We start from the raw sequence: 21,940 nt of genomic DNA on the forward strand, positions 1-21,940 counted from the left end.
TTAAATTATTGTTAATAAAATAAAGGGGCGATCACAATGACAACCTTACTTAGCAAAGCTAAAAACATATTAGCGACTGACGAAACGATATTATTTTACGCAGCATGTTCATTAGACATATTTATTTATCGTTCCGTCGCGAGACCAGGCCTATTGATTTTAACGGACAAAAGGCTATTCTTTTATGGACCAGATGTAAGTAACAATCCAATATTTGAAGAGTACTCTTTCGCAAAAATTTCTAATTTAAAAGAACAAAAGCGTCTTTTCAACAATCAAATTGTATTTATGTATGATAACGAATGGAAAAAAATAAAACATATTCAAACAAATGATGTGAGCTCCCTCGTTCATAAGATACACGAGCAGATTTCTAAATAAATATACGATTAGCCCTCTATTTCTTACATAGAGGGCTTCTATACTTACACATCTTCTTTTTTCAAGAGAGGCCTCACATGAACAATGACGGTGCGAATAACTGCTAAAATGGGAACCGATATTAGTAATCCTACAATCCCAGCTACCTCTCCCCCAACTAGTAAGGCAAGCATAATAATAACGGGATGCATACGAAGTGACTTACCAACGATGTAAGGCGATAAAATGTTACTCTCCACAAATTGCAAAATAGCAATCGTGATCCCCGCCTTAATAAGTAAACTCGTTGATACTGTTGCTGCAATCATTAACGTCGGGATCGCTCCTAAAATAGGACCGAAGTACGGGATTATATCCGTTACCCCAATAATAATGCCAAGCAATAATGGATATTTCATACCGATAAACCAAAAAGAAAGAGCTGATACTCCCCCTAATACTAAACAAACAAATAACTGTCCTCGAATATAACTTCCAAGTGACTTATCAATTTCTTTCGCAAGCATTTGCCCCGTACCTCGCCATTTACTTGGGACTAGTTTCCAAAAGATATGATAAAACTCACCATAATCTTTTAATATGTAAAATACAATAAACGGTATTAAGAAAATAATAAGCAATGAATCGAGTACACCACGAGCTGTACTCATCACTTTATTTAAAAGCGCTTGAATCTTCGTTTCCACACCCACAAAAAGTTGTTTCACCTTTTCATGAATGAACGAAGGGAAATTCGCTGTTTGTTCTGTAACGCCATCCATCCACGAATCGTACATTTTTGTAAACTGCGGAAATTGTTCATTAATCTCTTGTAGCTGTTTAATAACGACTGGCGTTCCTTTATAAATCCCATAACCAATTCCGCCAAAGAAAAGGATATAAATGAGCAAAATGGCAAGTGTACGGGGCATCCCTTCCTTATGGATTTTTTCAATTAAAGGGTGCAATAAATACGCAATAAAACAAGCGATAAGAAATGGCGTGATTGCTACTTTAAATACAAAAATAATCGGTGCCCATAGTGGCTTAATTTTTAAAAAGACGAGCAAACAAAGAAAAACAAGTAACAATAATCCTAAACGATATATCCAAATGATTTTAAGATTCTTCACATGAAAAACCTCCTCCACCTTTATTTTGAAAATAAATGGGGTAGGTTATGTGCGAAACTTTTAAAATCTTTTCATACGGACCATACTGTTTTTTAAAGACGTACATATAAATAACATAATAAGGACAACCACCCCTGAGAATACAGCATGAATTAATATAATCAGGAGGGCTAATTATGGTTTTGTTTATGCTTGGATTATCAACACTTTTTATGATTCTTGAATGGATTTGTATCGGGTTTGGTATTTGGAAGGGGTTCTTTATTCGTTCCTCACGTAAAGAAAAAGCGAAGCAATTATGGCAGTATGGAATACTCGGCGTTGGCTGCTACGGTCTATCTTATCTTTTCTCAGAAATCGGACTTTTTTATTTGCATATGAGCGCATAAAAAAACTCCCTCGTCAATAAGGGAGTTTTTCACTTTATCGAAATGATTATAAGTAAGACTTAATCATCTTACGTGCTTTTTTCATATTGCGTTTTGAAAATACATCTTGCTTACGAGCATATTGATATGCTGCAGCTCCAACACCTAATGCGATTAATGAATTGCGTAGATTCAAAGTAAATCCCCCTTTTCGTTATCCGATCGTTCTTTCATTCTCATCAAATAAATCATCAAGAGAGCTTAATGAACCATCTTCCTCAACTTGATGTGTATGGATTTTCCCCTTTGAAACCGATAATTCGATATAACAATTCCAGCAATAAAATTGGTTGACACCTATTTTTCCAATGTCTTTCCCTTTGCAATTTGGACAAATGAACATATGGCTTTCATCTCCTTACAGACTCCCAGATTCTATTCGCCATTATGTCCAAACTGCATTCGTTTATACATTGCTGGAGCCTTTCAACGCTATGCGTTTGAAAGTTTCACTATATAATTTCACCTTGTTACATGAAATCATACGGTGAAATGTTTTCCACGTCCATTTCTTCGCCATTAACTGTGACCATCTGTACTTCTCCTTGTGATTCCTGCAAGCGACTAGCCAAAGTTGTTTGACGCATTGCATCATCAAGCCGATTTACACCAGATTTGAAAGCTGCTTCCTCCCCGCAAATAATAAGGAACTTCTTACTTCTTGTAATGCCCGTGTAAATTAAATTACGACGTAACATACGGTTGTAACTTTTCACGATCGGCATAATAACAATCGGAAATTCACTACCTTGTGATTTATGAATGGAACAACAATATGCATGCGTAATTTGATTTAAATCGGGCTTTGTATACGTTACCTCAATTCCATCAAATGAAACGATAATTATATCTTGTTGCTCAACGTTTTCTTTCGCATAAAACACCGAAACAATTTCTCCAATATCACCATTAAACACTTGGCTCTCTGGCTGATTAACGAGTTGCAGTACTTTATCGCCTCTTCGGTATACAACATCACCGTAAGCAATTTCTTTACTCTTTTCCCTCTTCGGATTAAATACTTGTTGCAATGCTTCGTTTAATACATTAATACCAGCAGGCCCGCGGTACATCGGTGCTAATACTTGGACATCCCTTGCACTAAATCCTTTTGTTTTAGCATTTTCGCAAACTTTTTTCACAACCTCAACAATTTGAGCCCCTGTACAGCTGATAAATGAACGATCTTTTTTATTTTGTGCTAAATCTGGCGGGAGCGTGCCGTCTTTGATTGCATGGGCAAGTTGAATAACAGATGAGCCTTCTGCTTGACGATAAATTTCAGTAAGCTTCACTGTCGGAACTGCGCCTGCATTTAATAAATCTTTTAATACTTGTCCAGGTCCTACAGATGGCAACTGATCTTCATCACCTACAACGATAACTTGAATGTTCGTCGGTAGCGACTTAAATAGCTGATTTGCAAGCCAAATATCAACCATTGAAAATTCATCAATAATAAGGAGCTTACCTTGGACAGGATCCGTTTCATTACGCTGGAAAGATCCTTCTGGCGTCCAGCCAAGCAAACGGTGAATTGTGCAAGCTGGAAGTCCTGTCGATTCACTCATCCGCTTCGCTGCTCTTCCTGTTGGAGCTGTTAATAGTATTGGAAATGGATTATCATCACTATATTCATTCAGATTTAACGATAATCCGTGCAATGATGCATACATTTCAACAATCCCTTTAATAACAGTTGTTTTCCCCGTTCCTGGTCCACCTGTTAATAACATCATCGGCTTATGAAGTGCCGTTTGAATCGCTTCTTGCTGAAACGGTGCATACTGCACGTTTAGCTGTTCTTCAATTTCACCTAATGTTTTTAACACCTCGGCTTCAGGAAATGAAGGTGTTTCTTCTTGGTTCATAAGCCTGCGAATGGACTTTACAACGCCTTTTTCAGAGTAGAACAACGAGGCCAAATATACTCGTTCTTCTTCTATGATAACTTTCCCTTCACTTTGCATCATTTCAATACAACCTATAATATCTTCCTCTGTCACTCTTCCTTCTTGGTTATTCAAAAGTGACATCGTTTCTCTTACAAGTTGATCCTTCCCCATATAAACGTGGCCAAGTTGTAATGATACATTTTCTAACGTATAAAAACATCCCGCACGTACACGATCATCATGATTACCCGATATCCCTAACGCACGTCCTATATCATCCGCTCTTCCAAATCCAATCCCGTCCACTTCTTCAATAAGCTGATATGGGTTATTACGAATCACTTCTAATGTCATCTCTTTATATTGCTGGTAAATCTTAATAGACAGTTTCGTTCCAAAACCGTAACCATTTAAAAAGCTCATTACTTTCTCTAATCCTTGATGTTCAACAATTGTCTCATATATTTCCTGAGATTTTTGTTTGTTAACAACACCATTTAGCGCCTCAGGGTCATCCATAATTTTAGAAATAGCATGTTCCCCGAGATGGTCCACAATTTTTTCAGCTGTACGCTTTCCTATCCCTTTAAATAAATCACTCGCTAAATATTGCACCATACCTGCTTTTGTTTGCGGCAATTCTTTTTTAAATGTTTCAACCAAATATTGTTTTCCATACTTTGGATGGTCCTTAAAGTGACCTGTCAATGTAAACACTTCATCTTCATGCATGCGGGGAAAATGACCGTTTATCATTACTTTCTTTTCGTCATATGTTTCATTCGTTTCAATGACTTTCATACTGACAACGGAATAGAGGTTTTCTTCGTTGTGGAAAATGGTATGAAGAACTTGCGCTTTTATAAACTTTTTCTCTTCCTCAAACAAATCCATTGCATGTTGATTTCCCATCTTGCCTCTCCTTTCCGATATTTTCACTTTAATGAGCAGTACATCCCCCACCTCTTTAGATGAGAGATAACTACCCATTAACTATATTTTCACCTTATTCAACTTCTTGCTCTAATAAACGAACACCATTACCAGCTAAAAAGTGATCTGGCTGAATTTCAGTTGCTCTCTTAAATAAAGCAAGAGCCTTCTCATTATTTTCCTCAAATACGTACGCAACACCTAAATTGTAATACGCATCTGCATGCTCTTCATCCATTTCTAATACCTTTTCAAAATAAGGTTTCGCCTCTGGAATGTGTTCTAGTCGCGCGAAGCAAAGTCCGCACTGGAATACAGCTTCTACATCGTTTTCATCTAATTCTGTTGCTCTTTGTAAGAATGGTAGTGCAAGACGATCATTTCCAAGCTGTACATGTGTGATACCTAACATAAATGTTACATCAGCTGATTGTAATCCAGCTTGCATTGCTTGTTCAAATACAACTTTCGCCTCAGTAAATTGCTCTTGGCCATAATATACATTTCCTAAACCATAATAGGCAGCTGCAGATTTATCATCTAACTCTAGTGCACGTTTATAAAATAAAATCGCTCGCTCGCTATCACCTAATACGTCTAATAAATTTGCAAAATTAATGTATCCAAGCGCATCTTTCGGATTTTCTTCGATTGCTTCTGTAAAATTTTTAGCTGCTTCTTCCCAATTTCCTTCTTGCATATATTGAATACCTGTTTCAAGTTTGTTTGACATGTCCTTCACCTCTACAACAAATTATAACAAAGAATGTATTTTCCAAGCGAACGAAAATTCGCTTTATGTAAAAGAAACCTCTAACCGCTAATCGGCAGAGGCTTCTCATTTATCCTAAATAATCCAATTTCTTAGCACTACGGTATACTTCATCAATTGTAGCACCGCCTAAGCACTCATCTCCATCATAGAAAACAACTGCTTGTCCTGGTGTAATTGCACGAATTGGCTCATCACAAAGAATACGAACTGTATTTTCATCAACGATTTGAACCGTTACTTTATTATCTTCTTGACGATAACGGAATTTCGCCGTGCACTTAAATTCTGTTTCTTTTGCTTTGTTACTTACCCATCCTACATTGGTAGCAATAACTTCATCACCATATAGAAGTTCGTTATGGAATCCTTGATCAACATATAAAATGTTTTCTTTTAGGTTTTTCCCAACAGCAAACCATGGATCACCGTTACCACCAATTCCAAGTCCATGACGTTGTCCAATTGTATAATACATTAAACCGTCATGCTTCCCTTTCACTTCACCAGATAATGTTTGCATCACACCTGGTTGCGCTGGTAAGTAGTTACTTAAGAAATCTTTAAAGTTACGCTCACCAATGAAGCAAATGCCTGTACTATCTTTTTTCGCCGCTGTCGCTAAGCCAGCTTCTTTCGCCATTTCACGAATTTGCGGTTTCTTTAATTCACCTAACGGGAACATTGTTTTTGATAATTGCTCTTGGCTTAATTGATTTAAGAAGTACGTTTGATCTTTATTGTCATCAACGCCGCGAAGCATTTTATATTCGCCGTCCATATAAGCAACGCGTGCATAATGGCCTGTTGCTACATAATCAGCACCAAGCGCAATTGCATGCTCTAAAAATGCTTTAAATTTAATTTCTTTATTACACATTACATCTGGATTTGGTGTACGACCAGCTCGGTACTCATCCAAGAAGTACGTAAATACTTTATCCCAGTATTGTTTTTCAAAGTTTACTGCATAATACGGAATACCGATTTGGTTACACACTTCAATTACATCATTGTAATCTTCAGTTGCTGTACAGACACCATTCTCATCTGTATCATCCCAGTTTTTCATAAAAATTCCGATTACATCATAACCTTGCTCTTTTAATAAAAGTGCTGCTACAGATGAATCGACGCCACCGGACATACCGATGACAACGCGTGTTTCGTGAGGTAGTTTGTTCATCATGTCACCTCCCATACTAATTTTGTGTTAATCGCTTCACGATTTTCACTGTTTCGTACGCCGCTTTTTCAATTTGCTCTTTCGTATTTCCAAGTCCAAAACTAAAGCGTACGGATGAACGTATTTGATCGGAGTCTTTTCCAAACATCGCTACTAATACATGTGATGGATCAATCGAACCAGCTGTACAAGCAGAACCACTTGATACTGCAATGCCAGCTAGGTCTAAGTTCACAAGGAACGGTTCAATGTTCATTCCTGTAAAACTTACATTGAGCACATGCGGTAAGTGATGTTCTAAGTTTCCGTTTACCTCGAAAGTAATGCCTTCATTTTTGAAGACAGATACCATTATATCTTTAAACTCTTCATATTGGGCATTTTTTTGCTCACGAGTTTTTTCAGCAATAAGAATTGCATGCTGAAGCCCAGCAATACTAGGCACATTTTCCGTACCAGCACGGCGTTTTCTTTCTTGCTCTCCGCCTATTAATAACGGCTCAAATTTCACATTTGCACCAGCGTATAAGAACCCTACACCTTTTGGTCCGTTAATTTTATGGGCTGAAATGGATAATAAATCAATAACAAACTCTTTCACATCAATTTCTACCAAACCGTAAGCTTGTACCGCATCTGTATGGAAATAAGCTTGATGCTCCTTCAGCAGCTTTCCTATTTCCACAATTGGTTGCATTGTCCCTACTTCATTATTCCCAAACATAACAGATACAAGAATCGTCTCTTCGGTTAATGCCTTTTGTATGTCAGAAACTTGAATGCGCCCTGTTTCATCGACAGGTAAATATGTCACTTCAAACCCTTCACGCTCTAACAATTCGCACGTATGCAAAATCGCATGATGTTCAATTTGCGTCGTTATAATGTGGTTACCTTTATGACGGTTCGCACGTGCTACACCTATAAGCGCTAAATTATCAGCTTCTGTACCACCGCTCGTAAATATAATTTCATTCGGATTCGCATGAATACTGCGTGCACACACTCGTCTCGCCTCATCTACTGTGTGACGAGTTTGACGTCCGTAAAAGTGAATACTAGACGGGTTCCCGAATATTTCTGTCATATATGGAATCATCTTTTCGACCACTTCTGGGTGAGTCGGAGATGTCGCAGCATGATCTAAGTAAATGCGTTCCATTAAATCTCCTTCTTTCCAAATCGTTTCACAAGGAATTAAATGTAAAACATATAGCCCCCGTGATTTTCTTCCTCATAACGTACTAAATCTTCTAACGTTGTACTATCTAACACTTCTTGCACCGCATCACGAACACGCATCCATAACTGGCGCTGTGCTGGCTCTTCTTCTTCTATCATTTCTACAACACTAATCGGTCCCTCTAATACACGGATTACATCCCCAGCTGTAATGTTAGCTGGTTGATCAGATAATACATATCCACCATATGCACCTCGCGTACTCTTTACAAGACGAGCGTTACGAAGTGGTGAAATTAATTGCTCTAAGTAATGCTCGGATAAGTCATGCGCCTGCGCAATTGATTTTAATGAAATTGGACCTTCACCAAACTTTTTTGCAAGATCGATCATAATTGTTAAGCCATAGCGGCCCTTTGTTGAAATCTTCATCTATTTTGCACCTCTTTTCAAATTTTCACTTCTATTGGTTATATCTTATTTATAAAAAGAACACAATTTAAAATCCTATGAAATTATAGCATAATATAGTATTATAAGAAATTTCAACTTGTGTATCAAAATGATAACATAAAATCACATTGAAAAACTCGGAAATTATTACAATTGAAAGAAAAATGAAAATATTCACCTTCATTTTTCCCATAAAACAACATCCTATTTCAAACTCCGTAGAAAAAAATGATACGATAGAACGAGATTATATATTAAGGGAGACGGTCTAAATGAAACAACCACTCGCACATCGAATGCGCCCTAAAAATATTCAAGAAATTATTGGGCAACAGCATTTAGTTGGTGAAGGAAAGATTTTATGGCGAATGGTCCAAGCAAATCATTTTCAATCTATGATTTTATACGGTCCTCCAGGTACAGGAAAAACATCCATTGCCAGTGCAATTGCAGGAAGTACCGGTACCCCGTTTCGTCTATTAAACGCTGTTACTCACAATAAAAAAGATATGGAAGTTGTCGTACAAGAAGCGAAGATGCATCGACACCTCGTTTTAATTTTAGATGAAGTTCTTGTATAACAATGTATGGATAAAAATATAAAATCAATTAAAAAGATACCGTAAACCCTTTAATTTTAAAGGGTTTTTATTTTTAACCAAGAATATATAGTGTGGATAAAAATCACAGGGGGATTATCGTGTTTAATAACAAGTTCAAATTTATAGTGAAAGAGTACACATCTATATATTATACAGATGGCAGAACGTTCAATCGAAGGGTTGTGGGAATTGGTATATTAGATGAAGAAACTAGTATTACCTTTCCATCCCCTTTGACAAATTACGTCAGAAGTTCCTATAGCGGAAAATCTCAATCTCTTAGTTCACAACGCAATGCAGCTTATGAATTAACGAAATTTTTGAATTATCTAAGAGAACAAATTACTAATAATGATACAGATTATAAGGACTTAGTTACTAAGGGATTATTCGGGCTAAACCTGACACATGGTTCAAGATATATTTCATTTTTATCCTTACAAGAAAGGGATGGGAAAATTTCTGGGGATTATATATATCGTATAGAAAGCTATCTAATTAAGTTTTATACATGGTTAAAGGAGAACCAAATCATACATGTAAATTTAAATGAAGGATGGAACTCCCCTTTTTACGATTTAGAGTTAGGAACAATATATCCCGGTAGAGACGAAAAGATTTCTAATAAATTGGTAGACTTTGGCGATAATCGATACGACTTAGTCCTTAGGTTTATTAAAATAGCTCAAGATGTAGCATCAGACATAGCTTTAGGTATTTGCTTTCAATTCTTTGGTGGTATACGAGTAGGAGAAGTTGTAAATATAACAAAAGATGCAATTGATTCTCCATATTATTGGAATGAGAAGGATCTTGGTAATGAGAAATTCATCATAAAAATTAGGGATAGGCATGAACAACTATTTTCAAACAAAAAAAATCTTCAGCACGAGCAAGTGAAATGCCCAAGAAACCAAGCGTTATTAGTAAATCCTGTTCTCTCTAGTGTATACAAAAACCATAAAGAATTATTAAATAAAATGCTGAAACAAGGAATTACTACTAATAATAAAGCATTATTCATATCACCTAAAACAGGGAATCCAATAACAGGGAAAGCATATAAAGATAGATTTCAAAAGATTAAAAAGGAATTTTTAAAGCAACTTAGTGAAGAATGCAAAACAGAAGATTACCTATTTCTTACTGACAAGGATTGGTCTACTCATATTGGTAGAGGTGTTTTCACCAACTTTCTACTTCAAATCGGTGCTACTATACCAGAAATCGCTATTGCAAGAGGAGATAAAAACATCAATTCTGCATTAGCCTACGTAGAAGAAAAAAACGCATTAAAATTAACAACTGAGGCAATAAATAACATTAGAAAAGCATATGAAAATGAGATTTTGGATGCTTATTTAAAATGTGAAACAATTATTGGAACTGAAAAAATAAAACAATTTAAATTTGGAGAAAGCCTATGCCTTTAAACCCTATTTCAATTGATCAAGCAATTTCAAAGTTCATTGATAAACCTCTCTCCTATGATTCCATCGAGCCTTATAAACATGTGTATGGTGAATATAAAGCTCTCCGTAATGACTATCGTGAAATCCTAAACGGATTAGGTGAAAATTTATTACAAGATTTAGTGCATGATCGTATTGTAAAAATAAAGATTCAAAACACTAAAATACTACTCTCCCTTTTCTCAATTGCACAATTCAAATTAAAAGTAGGGATACTTAACGAAAATTATACAGACATATTAGAAGCCTTAAAGCAAATGGGCATGACAAAAAATTTAAATGCAAGTTCTCATTTACATCGATTTATTTACCTTCATGACAATAAACACTTAAATCTAGTAATGCTTGAGCATGAAATAAACAAGAAAAAATATTTTGTAGAAAAAAAGAAATTTAAAGAATTTTTGAATGCTCATATTAATCTAATTCAAGCAGCTGAAATGATGAATGTCGAATTAAGTACCTTAAGACAGTATTGGTTATTTAAATACGATAAACCTATTATTCGCTTCCATCATGCTAACCCATTCCTTTGTTATGTTAACACCAAAGAATGGAAGATTTTTTGTAAAGAAAGAAGAAAATTCAACTTATTATCTAAAGAAAAATCTAGTAATATGTTAGGAATCTCATCTGACAATTTTAATAAAGTAGCTGCAGAATATAATCTAAAAAAGGAAAAATTCAGATTCAACATTGAGTCCGCTACATATTATTCTGAAAACGACATAAAAATGTTAAAAAACAAACAAGAAAAATTGTGGAACTACATCCGAAAGAATTACTACACCAGCCAGGAAACCATAAACTTATTAGGAATCGCCTATTCCACTCTTTCAAGTAAATTCTATACAAAGAGAATTCAGTCAATCCACCCTCCTCCTTTAGTTCGTATCAACAAAGACAATCTTAATTTACGCAGTTCCGGTTCACTCTTACTTTATTCAAAAAGCAATGTAGATAATCTAAAGAAAGAACTAAATGACAAAAGAAAATATGAAGATATTTTATATAAATTAATAGATACTCCTATCAATATATTTTATAAGGTTGTTGAAGAAACCAAGCTAACCTTCCATGAAAATGGTATAGAAACAAAAAAACTTTGGTTTCAATATGTAAGTAACAAACTAAATAAAAGCAAAGCTTCAGACACTACCAAAAGAAAGGATATCCAAATACTTTACAGTACAACTTTATTATTAGCTCAACTTACAAAACAAAAGGAGATTTATAATTTCAGCACACAAGAAATTTTATTTTCCGTTTTCAATTCAAACATCACAAAATCAGTACAAACTGAAATCTATAAGTTTTTAAAAAAATTATCAGATAGTCGCCAAAATACAAATAAATCCATTAAATTTAAGCATCAGATATTACCTAATCCATATAAAAATGATAGATCTTCAAGTTCTGACAAAGAAGTGTATCCTCTTTCTGATTACTTAGCTTTATTAGATTATGTAAAAGATACCACTATACATAAAACATTAGCTATCCATGATGTACTTAATCAAATTGACAATGATACAAAAAAGCTAAAGCAAGTTAAATGCTATCATTATGATTCAGCATGGCTATATGTTCTTTTACATTTAAATAATGCATGGCGGCATTCTGATATAACCCTGTTTCCAAGAATTAACCTTAGTAATACACGACTTAAAAATCAAAATCCATTAGAAGCTTTAAATTGGTTAAAAAAAAATGACTTCAATTCCTATGAGATTACAAATATCGTTAATCAAGCTAAATCATTCCCCTTATTCCACTCAAAAACAAACAAAAAACGTTATTTCTTTTGTTCAAATGAATTGATGAGTAGCTTTGCACATGTAACAGCAATCTGTGAACTAAGAACACAAATTATAAGACCATTATCAAACTATATAATTGACCTAGATAATAGAAAAATGGTGTTTAAAACTGTTCATGCAGAGAAATTTTTTAACGGCTTCAATAAAGACTTTACATTCAAATCCACACAGATGAATCGAACTATCATTAGCTTAATCTATAGTGTTATCAAAAAAACGACGAACCGTAATCCATTAGAAATCACAAAGTATATCCGCAGTCATTCTAGTGAAGAAACAACAAATATTTATATCGACATTCCACAAGAGCAAATGGATTTTATAACCACCCAGCTCTTCGACTTAGGAAATTTCGGCTATATATATGATACCTTATCCGAAATGTTAATTGGAAATTTACCTAAAGATAGATTAAAGCGAACAAAGATCGCCTTAAAAACAAAAGAAATATTTGGTGATGTATACCAAATTGAAACCATGGCTAGTTATTTTAAACAATTAGCAAAAGAACAAGAATCTATAAACAAAATGCTGTATGAACTAACCATTGAGGAAAGAACAGAACTTGTAAATTTGATCAATTTAAAACAGCTCCCCGCAAGAAAAGAAGGATTTCAGTGTATATTTGCAGATTGTCCTTTCCCAACACGAGATTGTACAAATTGTCAGTTCGCTATACCTCATTTTCATACATTGTCTCAGTTAAGTAAGGATTTCGAATTATTTTTACAGTATCACCAAAAAAACATGCCAGAAACATTGGAAAAAGGCGAAAAAATTCATTTAGCAAATATCTTATATTCTTATCTAAATTTAATTGAGCAAGCTATTAAGCGCTTCGGCAAAGAAGCTGTTTCAAATTTTTTTGAAGGTGGTATAGAAGGTTTAAAACAAGTACTTATTAAAATACCTAGCTCAAAACAATTAGTGACTATTCCAAAATTAAGATAGGTGGTTTAGACTATGCCCGCTAATCAAGAAAACCTAACGCAAAACATTTCAATAGAACTTGACGAATTTAATGCTTATTCATTTACTTCTCAAGATATGATTGAGGATGTTAAACACATAATTGAAGAAGCTAAACAGCATAAAATTATGATTGAAGGAGACATAGACAGTAACACTTGGAAATTTATAAGTAAAAGTAGATATGTATCTGTTGTATTTAAATTTAATGAATTAGAAGAACACCTTCTTTTCTTAGGTATCAAAGAAAATAGTGTAATAAATTCTTTAAAGTGTTGGATTATGACAAACTTATTTAATCGTTCTATTGAATCTCTAAGAAAATATTATGATTACATAAAAGAGTTTATTTTACTTACAAGAGGATTCGATGAAAAACATTTAGATGCTACCCGCCTATTTTTACAATATGAATGTAATGATAGTAAAAGATGGAACTTGTGTATTCCCATCCTAAACTACTTAGATTTTTACGAAAATATTGATAAAAATAATGAATATAGAAAAATGCTAGTAGACTTAAAAAAAGAAATTGATATAGAAAAGGTTTCTGGAAAAGTTCGTTCCCTTCCTACTCCCCAAGATATTTTATCTTTTTCTTGGGTACTTGAGGATTATATGTCTAAGGTTGATGTAGAAGATAAACATTATTTTCAATATTATCCGCTATATATATGGTGGGTTTTAAGCAACAAAATCCCAATGCGTCCCTCTGAATTTTGTGGAATCTCACGAAATTCTCTAAGCAAAGGAAATGATAGATTTTACATTAAATTACCGAGAATAAAGCAGAAAAATAATTCCCATAAAATTCAAATCATTGATACATTTGCAATTCCAAAAGAAATCTATCAAAAAATAGAGAGATACATAGACTTAACTCATCAATTTGGTACATCTGTTACACTCATATCTCCAAAATCATTCAAAAGAACTGTTTTAAGTAGTTATAAAGAAGACCGCTTCACTTATACTGATTTACAGTATCTATTAAATCGATTTTACGATGAGATAGTAGACATATTATACAACCTAAAATATAAGGACAGAATTAGCCCTGGAGATACAAGACACTTTGCTTTCCTCAACTTAATGAGGTTAGCTTATCATCCTGTAGAAATCGCACGACTTGGAGGACACACTTCACTTCAAGCTCAATATCATTATCAACAACATATGGAATATTGGGTTGATGTAGAAATTGTACAAATGATGTATCGTTTGAATTTAGGACAAAACAAAGAAAAAAAGGAAGATACAGATTCAAACTTCGGAGTCTGTAATAAATTGAGTCTTATTGACGAGGAATTCCTGTATGAAAAAGTTTTAAAACCAAACAACTCTGATTTTAAAGAAAAGCTAGCTATTGGATATTGCACTGATCCAAATATGTATTGTCAGACAGAAAAATGCTTTTTTTGTGATTATTGGAGAATTAGTGAAGAGGAATATTTAGAAAAGAAAATTATAATTGAACGTGAACAACAAAATTGCAACAATGAAATTCCAAGATTAATCACAACCATGAATAATCTTTATAAAATTGCCTTAAAAGAGGGGTTAAGTGAAGAGGACGTTTCCGAATTTAGCCTTAGCTTTAACCAGGACCTCCATTATACAAAAAAAGAACTTGATTCGGCATTGCATAAGGCTGTAAATTTTGCTAGCAAACTTAACTTCAAAAAGGGAAGCGATTACGATGACAGGTAGACGAAGAGGAAGACCCAAAGCCGAATATCCCGTTCATATTATACAGAATATTATTTACCGATATTCAAAGGAGAAAAAAATTAAGGGGAAAATTCAATACATGGAAGTATATCGTTTCTCCCAAGAACTCTTTCAAAAAGGGGAAATTGAATATAATATGAAAGAATTTTTTTGGCGAAAAGGCACAGGTAGGGAGCATATAGATAAGGCCAATGAAGTATTGACTCACAGCATAGCAGGAAATACCCAAGAAGACGAAATAATTATTAATACTGAAGATGCCATCAATAAATTCTTTACAGGGAAACAAGCAGATAAAAACAAACTAATTGGTACTCTTAAAATAAATGAAAATAAATTAAAAAAATATATACAGAAATGCAAAATTCTCGAAAAACAATTATCTGAAGCTAAAGGAGCAATTACTGAGCAGAAAGAAAAAATAAAACATTCACAAAACAAGATTGACACATATGAAGAAACGCTATTTCAATGGTTAGAGCTAAGTAATAACAAAAATATACCATTATATAACCTAATGACAACTGGGAAAACAAGAACTCCCTTTGCTCATGAATTGCTAAGATTTATTTTTTCAGAGAACCCAGTTGAAATTTTCAATCAACTGAACACTATAAAAACACAGACTATAGGAGAAATGGCACTTAAACAAAATGATACTGTTTCATTAAATCAACACCGAAAAAAGGAAACGAGCGTTCTTGATGATATTAATTTTTAGGTTCTGGTGCAAATATTTGAGGAGGAATATGGATGATAGTAGATTCCTCACGGAATCGTATTTTATGCTATAAGTCCAAACAATCGGTGGATGAACTCTTTCTGATTTTCAATTTTAATTATCCTATAAAATAAAATAACTCTGCAATGAAAGTAACTATAAAACTAACAGATTGATTTCAAACTTCATTAATTAATTTTTCATTCTAACTTATACCAACTGATTCTAGTTTCAAGAATATTCTAACAATAAGACTCTTTAAATAAAGTATTTTAGACACACTTATTACTTGATATAGGAGGAAAACATAGTATGATATTTAAAATTATCAAAAACAGTAGAATCCAATCGCTTCAATGTTTACGTTGTTCTGCCACTTATGAAATAAATGATTTTTTTGAAGGGTGTCCAAAATGTTTAGCGAAAAAAATGCCTTCTAGCTTAAATGTGATTTATACTAACTATGATAATACTTGTTTACTACCATATAGCTCCTATATTTCTTTAAGTGAAGGAAATACTCCTCTTATACCTTTAGATGAAAGTAAGTATGGTAACGTGTATATAAAATATGAAGGACAGAATCCAACAGGTTCACATAAAGATAGAATGAGTTCTTTAATTGTAACTAGAGCCATTGAAAAGGGCTGTAAAGGCATTGCTATCGCATCTAGTGGAAACGCTGGTGTATCATTAGCTGCTTATGCTGCTTATGCAAATATACCATGTACTGTTATTGCTACAGACTCTTTAAATAAAAATATTTTATCCTTATTAAAAAATTATGGTGCACAAACCATAATTACTAATACTTATGAAGATAGATGGAATACACTACAAAAACTCACAAAAGATGGATTTTATCCTGCAAGTAATTATATACTTCCTCCTGTAGGAAGTAACTTTTTTGGCGTACAAGGCTACAAAAAAATTGCATATGAAATCTTACAACAATTAAAGGGACTAGTACCAACAAAAGTCATTGTGCCTGTATCAAGGGGTGATCTGCTATGGGGGATTTGGCAAGGATTTAAAGAAATGCATAAAAGTAAACTTATAGCTACATTACCAAATATGATAGCAGTTGAACCATTTGCTAGATTAACAAGGGTCTTAAACGGTTCCTTGTATACACAAGAATTTTTTGGAGAAACAATGTTAAAGTCATTAGATGGTACAACAGTAACGTTTCAAGCTTGGAATGCACTAACGGAATCCAATGGTTTAGCTATAGTTATTTCTAGTAACCAAGCACTTCAATCTCAACAAATTTTGTTAAAAAAGGGTATATTTCTTGAACTATCTGCTTCTTCTACAATAGCTGCGTTAAAGAAACTTCAAGATAAAAAATTATTAAATAAAACAGACATTGTTATAGCGATTGGAACTTCATCAGGCTTTTTGGAAGTATAGCATTAATAAAAAAGGGCCTCTTTGAATAATGTAACCCTCTATAGAATAGACATTGAAAAATTTCTATTCTATAGGGTATTTCTTGTATAAGAAGAGGGAGATTGGGATTAGAGAAGCTTCAAAATGAAATAACGACTATTTACACAGCAAGCAAAATTCAAATTTATCTACGGTTTTAGATGGATTGACGTATAAAATTTTAGCTTACCATATGTTAGAACAGATGACGTTATACTTAGTAATAATAACCCTTCATAAAATAAAAAGGAATAAGAGAATTCAATTGATGGAACGTACATATATTCATTCAGACCAAGGAGCTTACTACACAAGCTCTATCTACTGGAAAATAGTCCAAAACTATCTATGTTAAGAAGAGGAAACTGTTAGGATAACGCCTCATAAGAATTTTTTTGGGGGTCATCTGAAAGATGAAGCACATATAAATACTTTTGTTTTTTTACTGAGTTAAAATAAGCGATTAAGAAATATATCATGTACTATAACCATTATAGATATTGATGGAATTAAAAAAGATGACTTCTGTTCGATACAGAAATCATCTTCTTGATGTTGCCTAACTTTTTCAAAATATCCTTTACAAAGGGTACAAATTATAAAGGAGCTCTCTTTTTATTAACGTTATAAAACTATGTTATTAAAAAAGATGAATAGAATACGGCTTTCACTAATACTATTTAAATGTTTTATTTTAATCAAATTAAATTATGAATTAACTAGTTCTTTTACAGGAAGTTCGATAGGCAGTCTGAATTTTCGCTCCATAGTTCTCTTTTTAATCTCTACTCTATCAATTAAAGTTACATTTTTTTCTACAAGCCACTCATCATCATAAATTTGATCTAAGTAATTTACTCCAGTATCAGGTATAATCGCTAATGCCGATTTAGCATCACTATTTGCTAACCAAGATAAAGCTGTAAATACAGATAAACCACCTGATCCGCCAATCAGCAGTCCATGTTCTTTAGCTAATAATCTACAAATAGATATTGCCTCTTGATCACTTGCAATTCCAATTTTATCTATTACCTCTAAATTTGTATTTTCTCCTCGCCAACTTAATCCTACTCCATTAATTAAATAGGGACTAAAACAATTATTAAAAACAGCCGATCCTTGTACATCACATGCTACAATATTAATATGGGGTTTTTCTTGCTTAACAAGTTTAGCCACTCCACATAAATGTCCACCTGTACTCACTGCCCCAACTACAGAATCAATAGGTAATTTTAAAACTTCTTTGCCGGTAGTCTCATAATGATAAGAAGGATTATTAGGATTATCATATTGATTAGGCCAATACGCATCTGGATATTTACTTAATAATTCCTGAACACGTTGTATTCTAGATTTTTGATATCCTCCCGTAGGATCAGGATTATGAACCATTTCCACCTGTGCACCATAGGCCTTGTACCATTTCAAAATGCTAGGACTAATCTTAGGATCAACCACTATAATAACTTTAAATCCATATACAGCTCCGAGCATCGATAATGATTTCCCTAAGTTCCCAGAAGTTGACTCGATTAAGACACCCCCAACTTTTAGTTTTCCGCTATCAAGGGCTGACTTAACTAATCCGAAGGCTGTTCGATCTTTAACACTGAGGTTAGGATTAAAATAATCTAATTTCAGAAAAAGTTTTTTCCCCTCTGGAACTAAAGCGTCATTTAAAGCAACTACAGGTGTATTTCCTATACATTCAGTAATACTATCAAAAAACATAAGATTCTCACTCCAAATTTTAAATTTAGTATTATTTAATTCGATTAAATAATTAGTTCTATCATTAAATATTTTATGTACTTAAATAATATCCCTTATATTTAGGCTTCACAAAGATATATAGGATCTGTATACAGTCTAACTGAAGATTTCCAATCATTTAATAATTCATCCCAGTTATCTTGATCTAAATCTTCTCTTATTAAAAAACTTAATGGTATATTCAAGTTTAAAACTCGCCCACAGTCCAACGAGAACTTTGTTACACCAGCTGGTAATAATAAGTTTGATTCAACAATACGAACAATTTCATTAAAATCTAATGCTGGATATTTAAAAGTGATACCTTCTACAGGTAATACCTCGTTATTATGAATTCTTTTAAACTCATATTTGTCAGTATAAGAATTGACTATTTCTTTCCACTTAGAAACTTTCCCTGAAATGTTACTTATTGAAGAGTTTTTATTATATAAATAAAATACATTGTTGTTAAAATGAATACTAGCTAATAAACTGTTTACTTGTTTTTGAGCACTCAACTCTATGCCTGGGTTATTTTTTAATTCATCAATTAGTAACTCATCATTCGGAACATGATGTGCCCAGGAATTAATAGAAACCTGATTTATATTAACTACTTGAACTACTATTCTTTTACAATTTAATTTTATAAGAGAAGACGTACGATGTGCACCGTCCAAAATTAAATATTTATTCTCATTAATTTGTAATGCAATTGGTGGATTTTTTAGTTTTTGTTCTTTTTTTATCTTTTGACTAATTCCTAGAAGACGCTCTAATTCATACTCTTCATGTAAGAATACGCTTTCAATTGGTAGTACTCTTAATTCTGGTAACAAATTTATTCCCCCTTAATATTAATGAAAAATAATCCTTTAATGGAAAAACAAAACATCCAATTAGCATTATATTGGAAAAAAAGGAAAGAGTCAAACAAATTAATTATTTCTGAAAAATAAAAAAAAGCTACTTGAATTTCTATCAAAGTAGCTATTTTTTTATTTTAGTCTGATCTTACGTTACAGTAACATAACATTCTACCAAATTAAAAACTAAGAAAATTCATTTATTACAGTTTCTCTAAGTAATTGAAGTGCTTCATAGATTAACATTTGCTCTTCAAGTTCTAATTTCCCCAATACCTGTCTTATTTTCTCCTCATCTAACTCTGTATTTCTTTTTAATATCTGTTTTCCTAAATTAGTCAATGTTACATACGTTTGTCGCTCATCATTAGGATTTTTTCGTCTTTCAACGTATTGTTTTTTCTGTAAGCGTTGCACATGTTCAGAGGCTGTATTGTGAGATAGATTCATTATTTTTGAGAGAGAGGATATTGTGATATTTTTATTTTTATAAATGGCTTGCATAAAACGTATATTTTGATGAGTTAATACATCCACATGCTTATAGTGAAGATAGTAATATACATCTGTCCACGCTTCATTTATTTTATTTACGTCCATACTTTTCACCTTTGCTATATATTTATTAAAAATAGTAATCAAAAAATAACATAATGTCAAAACAATAATTTAACAGTATCCAACTAAAACTTATTAAATTAAGTAGCAATTCTCCATTAATGTCAAAAAAGTCGAAATAATATTTTGACATTATTTATCATATGTCGTATCATACGACGTGAAAGGGTGTTATGAGATTCTAGTTTAGGTAAAAGTACTTTTACCTATTTAAAATACTACAACGGTTTCTAGAACTACTATATTTTTCATATTAAGGAGTGAGATAATGAATAGTTTTTCAGTTTTAAAGAATAGAAACTTTTCTTCTTTTTTCATTGCATCATTAATTTCTATGTTTGGTGAAGGGATTTTCAGTCTTACTAGTATAGTAATTGTTGCCAAGGACACTAATTCAGTAATGGCTATTAGTTACATGCTCATTATTACCATGCTACCATCTGTATTTCTATCTCCTATAGCGGGTGTAATAATTGACCGTTTTAACAAAGCAAAAATAGCCATAATATGTAGTGTGTTAAGATTCATCTTTATAATGATCATTCCATTATCCAGCTATTTAGGTTTCTTTTCGGTAACAATTTTATACATATCGATATTTTTCAGTTATATTATTTGGTATATTTTAGGACCAACAACAGAAAGCATGATCAAACAGATTCTTAATGAAGATGAATATATGCAAGGTACTTCATTTACCCAAGCAGCTTGGCAAGTAGGATTACTAAGTTCTGCTGTAATTGCTGGCAGCTTGTTAAAACATATAGGTACCAGTGTTACATTAATAGTTGCAGGTTCAGTTTATTTAATAGGGGCTTTTATTTATATGAGAATGCTCCACTTATACTCAATTAGACAGAAAGAAACAAATCAAACAGTAAATGTAAAAGAATATCTATTGGACATAAAGCAAGGATGGGTCTATTTCGGTAAAAACAAAGGATTATTCTATATTGCTTTAACAGCTTGTATAGCAACTCCCTTTTTTAGTGCTATAAATATATTAATTGCTCCTTTTAACTACAAAATTCTTAATGGAAATGAATTAACATTAGGGGTTATTGACAGTGCTGCCGGAATAGGAAGTTTTATTTCAGTTGGTTTATGTTTATGGTTAGCTAAGAAAAAAGAAACACCATACTATTTAATGTTATCATTTGTTCTTTTAGGATCATTTACTATATTGTTTAGTTTATCTAATACATATTCCATTGCCTTTATTATTTATATCCTGATTGGCTTTTTTGTAGGAAACGTAAAAGTTCTATCTAAATCTCTTGTATATAAGTATACTCACGATCTTTTTATAGGGCGCATTATGACAACAATATCTATGTTAAGTTTAGCACTGGGAATTATAGCATCGTTGGTCATTGGATATATTGGAGAAAAAAATATAATAAATGCATACTATATTGTAGGAATATTCTTAATTATACCTGTTATATTAACAGGTATTGGAGTCTATGAGTTAAAAAAAGAAAAATCAGTAGTCTAGCCTATCTAACAGTTACTTTTTAAAAATTTAACTTAAAGGAGGTGATTCTCTTAAATAAAGACATTAGCACAAAACAAGTAATTTATATTAAATTACTACCAATATCTTA

At 32.9% G+C, this 21,940-nt stretch carries 19 protein-coding genes and 2 pseudogenes; 10 read left to right on the top strand and 11 right to left on the bottom strand.

The annotated features are described in order from the left end of the window. Positions 1–36: 36 nt before the first annotated feature. A complete protein-coding gene (locus C4S65_RS08365; RefSeq protein ID WP_086407254.1) occupies positions 37–381 on the top strand; it encodes a PH domain-containing protein in 345 nt (114 codons plus the stop codon). Between the two features lie 44 nt (positions 382–425). Here C4S65_RS08365 and C4S65_RS08370 read toward each other — a convergent pair whose 3' ends face one another. Beyond that, on the bottom strand, positions 426–1,493 hold the full coding sequence (locus C4S65_RS08370; protein WP_000793128.1) for an AI-2E family transporter: 1,068 nt from the start codon (positions 1,491–1,493) through the stop codon (positions 426–428). Positions 1,494–1,669: 176 nt separating this feature from the next. Here C4S65_RS08370 and C4S65_RS08375 point away from each other — a divergent pair, with 176 nt between their 5' ends. Next, complete coding sequence (locus tag C4S65_RS08375; protein WP_000242540.1) at positions 1,670–1,882, top strand: hypothetical protein; 213 nt, start codon at positions 1,670–1,672, stop codon at positions 1,880–1,882. Positions 1,883–1,928: 46 nt separating this feature from the next. On the opposite strand, the gene C4S65_RS08380 is transcribed toward C4S65_RS08375, so the two are convergent. The 7 genes from C4S65_RS08380 to C4S65_RS08410 all read right to left on the bottom strand — a co-directional run bounded on the left by C4S65_RS08380 (position 1,929) and on the right by C4S65_RS08410 (position 8,321). Then, the gene (locus tag C4S65_RS08380; protein ID WP_001053553.1) at positions 1,929–2,057 is read right to left on the bottom strand and encodes a YrzQ family protein; all 129 of its coding nucleotides are present in this window, start codon (positions 2,055–2,057) and stop codon (positions 1,929–1,931) included. Between the two features lie 18 nt (positions 2,058–2,075). Next, a complete protein-coding gene (locus tag C4S65_RS08385) occupies positions 2,076–2,264 on the bottom strand; it encodes a hypothetical protein (RefSeq protein WP_000469281.1) in 189 nt (62 codons plus the stop codon). Between the two features lie 127 nt (positions 2,265–2,391). Continuing rightward, positions 2,392–4,728 carry an ATP-dependent RecD-like DNA helicase gene (locus C4S65_RS08390; RefSeq protein WP_086407255.1) on the bottom strand — a complete coding sequence of 779 codons (2,337 nt, stop codon included), beginning with the start codon at positions 4,726–4,728 and terminating at the stop codon, positions 2,392–2,394. Between the two features lie 94 nt (positions 4,729–4,822). Continuing rightward, complete coding sequence (locus tag C4S65_RS08395) at positions 4,823–5,482, bottom strand: tetratricopeptide repeat protein (protein ID WP_000066410.1); 660 nt, start codon at positions 5,480–5,482, stop codon at positions 4,823–4,825. Positions 5,483–5,591: 109 nt separating this feature from the next. Next, positions 5,592–6,707 carry a tRNA 2-thiouridine(34) synthase MnmA gene (mnmA, locus tag C4S65_RS08400; RefSeq protein ID WP_001038009.1) on the bottom strand — a complete coding sequence of 372 codons (1,116 nt, stop codon included), beginning with the start codon at positions 6,705–6,707 and terminating at the stop codon, positions 5,592–5,594. 16 nt (positions 6,708–6,723) lie between these two features. After that, positions 6,724–7,869, bottom strand: a complete 1,146-nt coding sequence (locus C4S65_RS08405) for a cysteine desulfurase family protein (RefSeq protein ID WP_086407256.1) — start codon at positions 7,867–7,869, stop codon at positions 6,724–6,726. Between the two features lie 35 nt (positions 7,870–7,904). After that, the gene (locus tag C4S65_RS08410; protein ID WP_000704116.1) at positions 7,905–8,321 is read right to left on the bottom strand and encodes an Rrf2 family transcriptional regulator; all 417 of its coding nucleotides are present in this window, start codon (positions 8,319–8,321) and stop codon (positions 7,905–7,907) included. Between the two features lie 293 nt (positions 8,322–8,614). Between C4S65_RS08410 and C4S65_RS08415 the strand changes: the two are divergent. From C4S65_RS08415 to C4S65_RS35110, 7 genes and pseudogenes are all read left to right on the top strand, one after another. Continuing rightward, positions 8,615–8,914, top strand: a pseudogene (locus C4S65_RS08415) (AAA family ATPase); the annotation flags it as partial. Between the two features lie 128 nt (positions 8,915–9,042). After that, positions 9,043–10,377 (top strand): hypothetical protein, encoded by a 1,335-nt coding sequence (locus C4S65_RS08420; RefSeq protein WP_223840577.1) that lies wholly within the window; start codon positions 9,043–9,045, stop codon positions 10,375–10,377. Further along, positions 10,368–13,187 (top strand): hypothetical protein, encoded by a 2,820-nt coding sequence (locus tag C4S65_RS08425; protein ID WP_103945182.1) that lies wholly within the window; start codon positions 10,368–10,370, stop codon positions 13,185–13,187. The genes C4S65_RS08420 and C4S65_RS08425 overlap by 10 nt, the downstream gene beginning before the upstream one ends. Positions 13,188–13,199: 12 nt before the next feature. Continuing rightward, complete coding sequence (locus C4S65_RS08430) at positions 13,200–14,915, top strand: site-specific integrase (protein ID WP_103945183.1); 1,716 nt, start codon at positions 13,200–13,202, stop codon at positions 14,913–14,915. Then, positions 14,905–15,657 (top strand): hypothetical protein, encoded by a 753-nt coding sequence (locus tag C4S65_RS08435; protein ID WP_103945184.1) that lies wholly within the window; start codon positions 14,905–14,907, stop codon positions 15,655–15,657. The genes C4S65_RS08430 and C4S65_RS08435 overlap by 11 nt, the downstream gene beginning before the upstream one ends. A gap of 312 nt (positions 15,658–15,969) precedes the next feature. Next, positions 15,970–17,070, top strand: a complete 1,101-nt coding sequence (locus tag C4S65_RS08440) for a pyridoxal-phosphate dependent enzyme (protein ID WP_103945185.1) — start codon at positions 15,970–15,972, stop codon at positions 17,068–17,070. Between the two features lie 151 nt (positions 17,071–17,221). Continuing rightward, positions 17,222–17,592: pseudogene (locus tag C4S65_RS35110) on the top strand (IS3 family transposase); the annotation flags it as partial. A gap of 204 nt (positions 17,593–17,796) precedes the next feature. On the opposite strand, the gene C4S65_RS08445 reads toward C4S65_RS35110, so the two are convergent. From C4S65_RS08445 to C4S65_RS08455, 3 genes are all read right to left on the bottom strand, one after another. Continuing rightward, positions 17,797–18,825 carry a pyridoxal-phosphate dependent enzyme gene (locus C4S65_RS08445; protein ID WP_103945186.1) on the bottom strand — a complete coding sequence of 343 codons (1,029 nt, stop codon included), beginning with the start codon at positions 18,823–18,825 and terminating at the stop codon, positions 17,797–17,799. A 101-nt stretch (positions 18,826–18,926) separates the two neighbouring features. Then, the gene (locus tag C4S65_RS08450; protein WP_103945187.1) at positions 18,927–19,688 is read right to left on the bottom strand and encodes a ParB N-terminal domain-containing protein; all 762 of its coding nucleotides are present in this window, start codon (positions 19,686–19,688) and stop codon (positions 18,927–18,929) included. A 213-nt stretch (positions 19,689–19,901) separates the two neighbouring features. Next, complete coding sequence (locus tag C4S65_RS08455; protein WP_103945188.1) at positions 19,902–20,315, bottom strand: MarR family transcriptional regulator; 414 nt, start codon at positions 20,313–20,315, stop codon at positions 19,902–19,904. Between the two features lie 286 nt (positions 20,316–20,601). Between C4S65_RS08455 and C4S65_RS08460 the strand changes: the two genes are divergently transcribed. After that, entirely contained in the window at positions 20,602–21,831 is a 1,230-nt protein-coding gene (locus C4S65_RS08460) for an MFS transporter (RefSeq protein ID WP_103945189.1), read from the top strand. Positions 21,832–21,940: the final 109 nt, after the last annotated feature.

The organism is Bacillus sp. ok061, from assembly GCF_900108285.1.
In the GTDB taxonomy this organism is placed as follows: domain Bacteria; phylum Bacillota; class Bacilli; order Bacillales; family Bacillaceae_G; genus Bacillus_A; species Bacillus_A thuringiensis_S.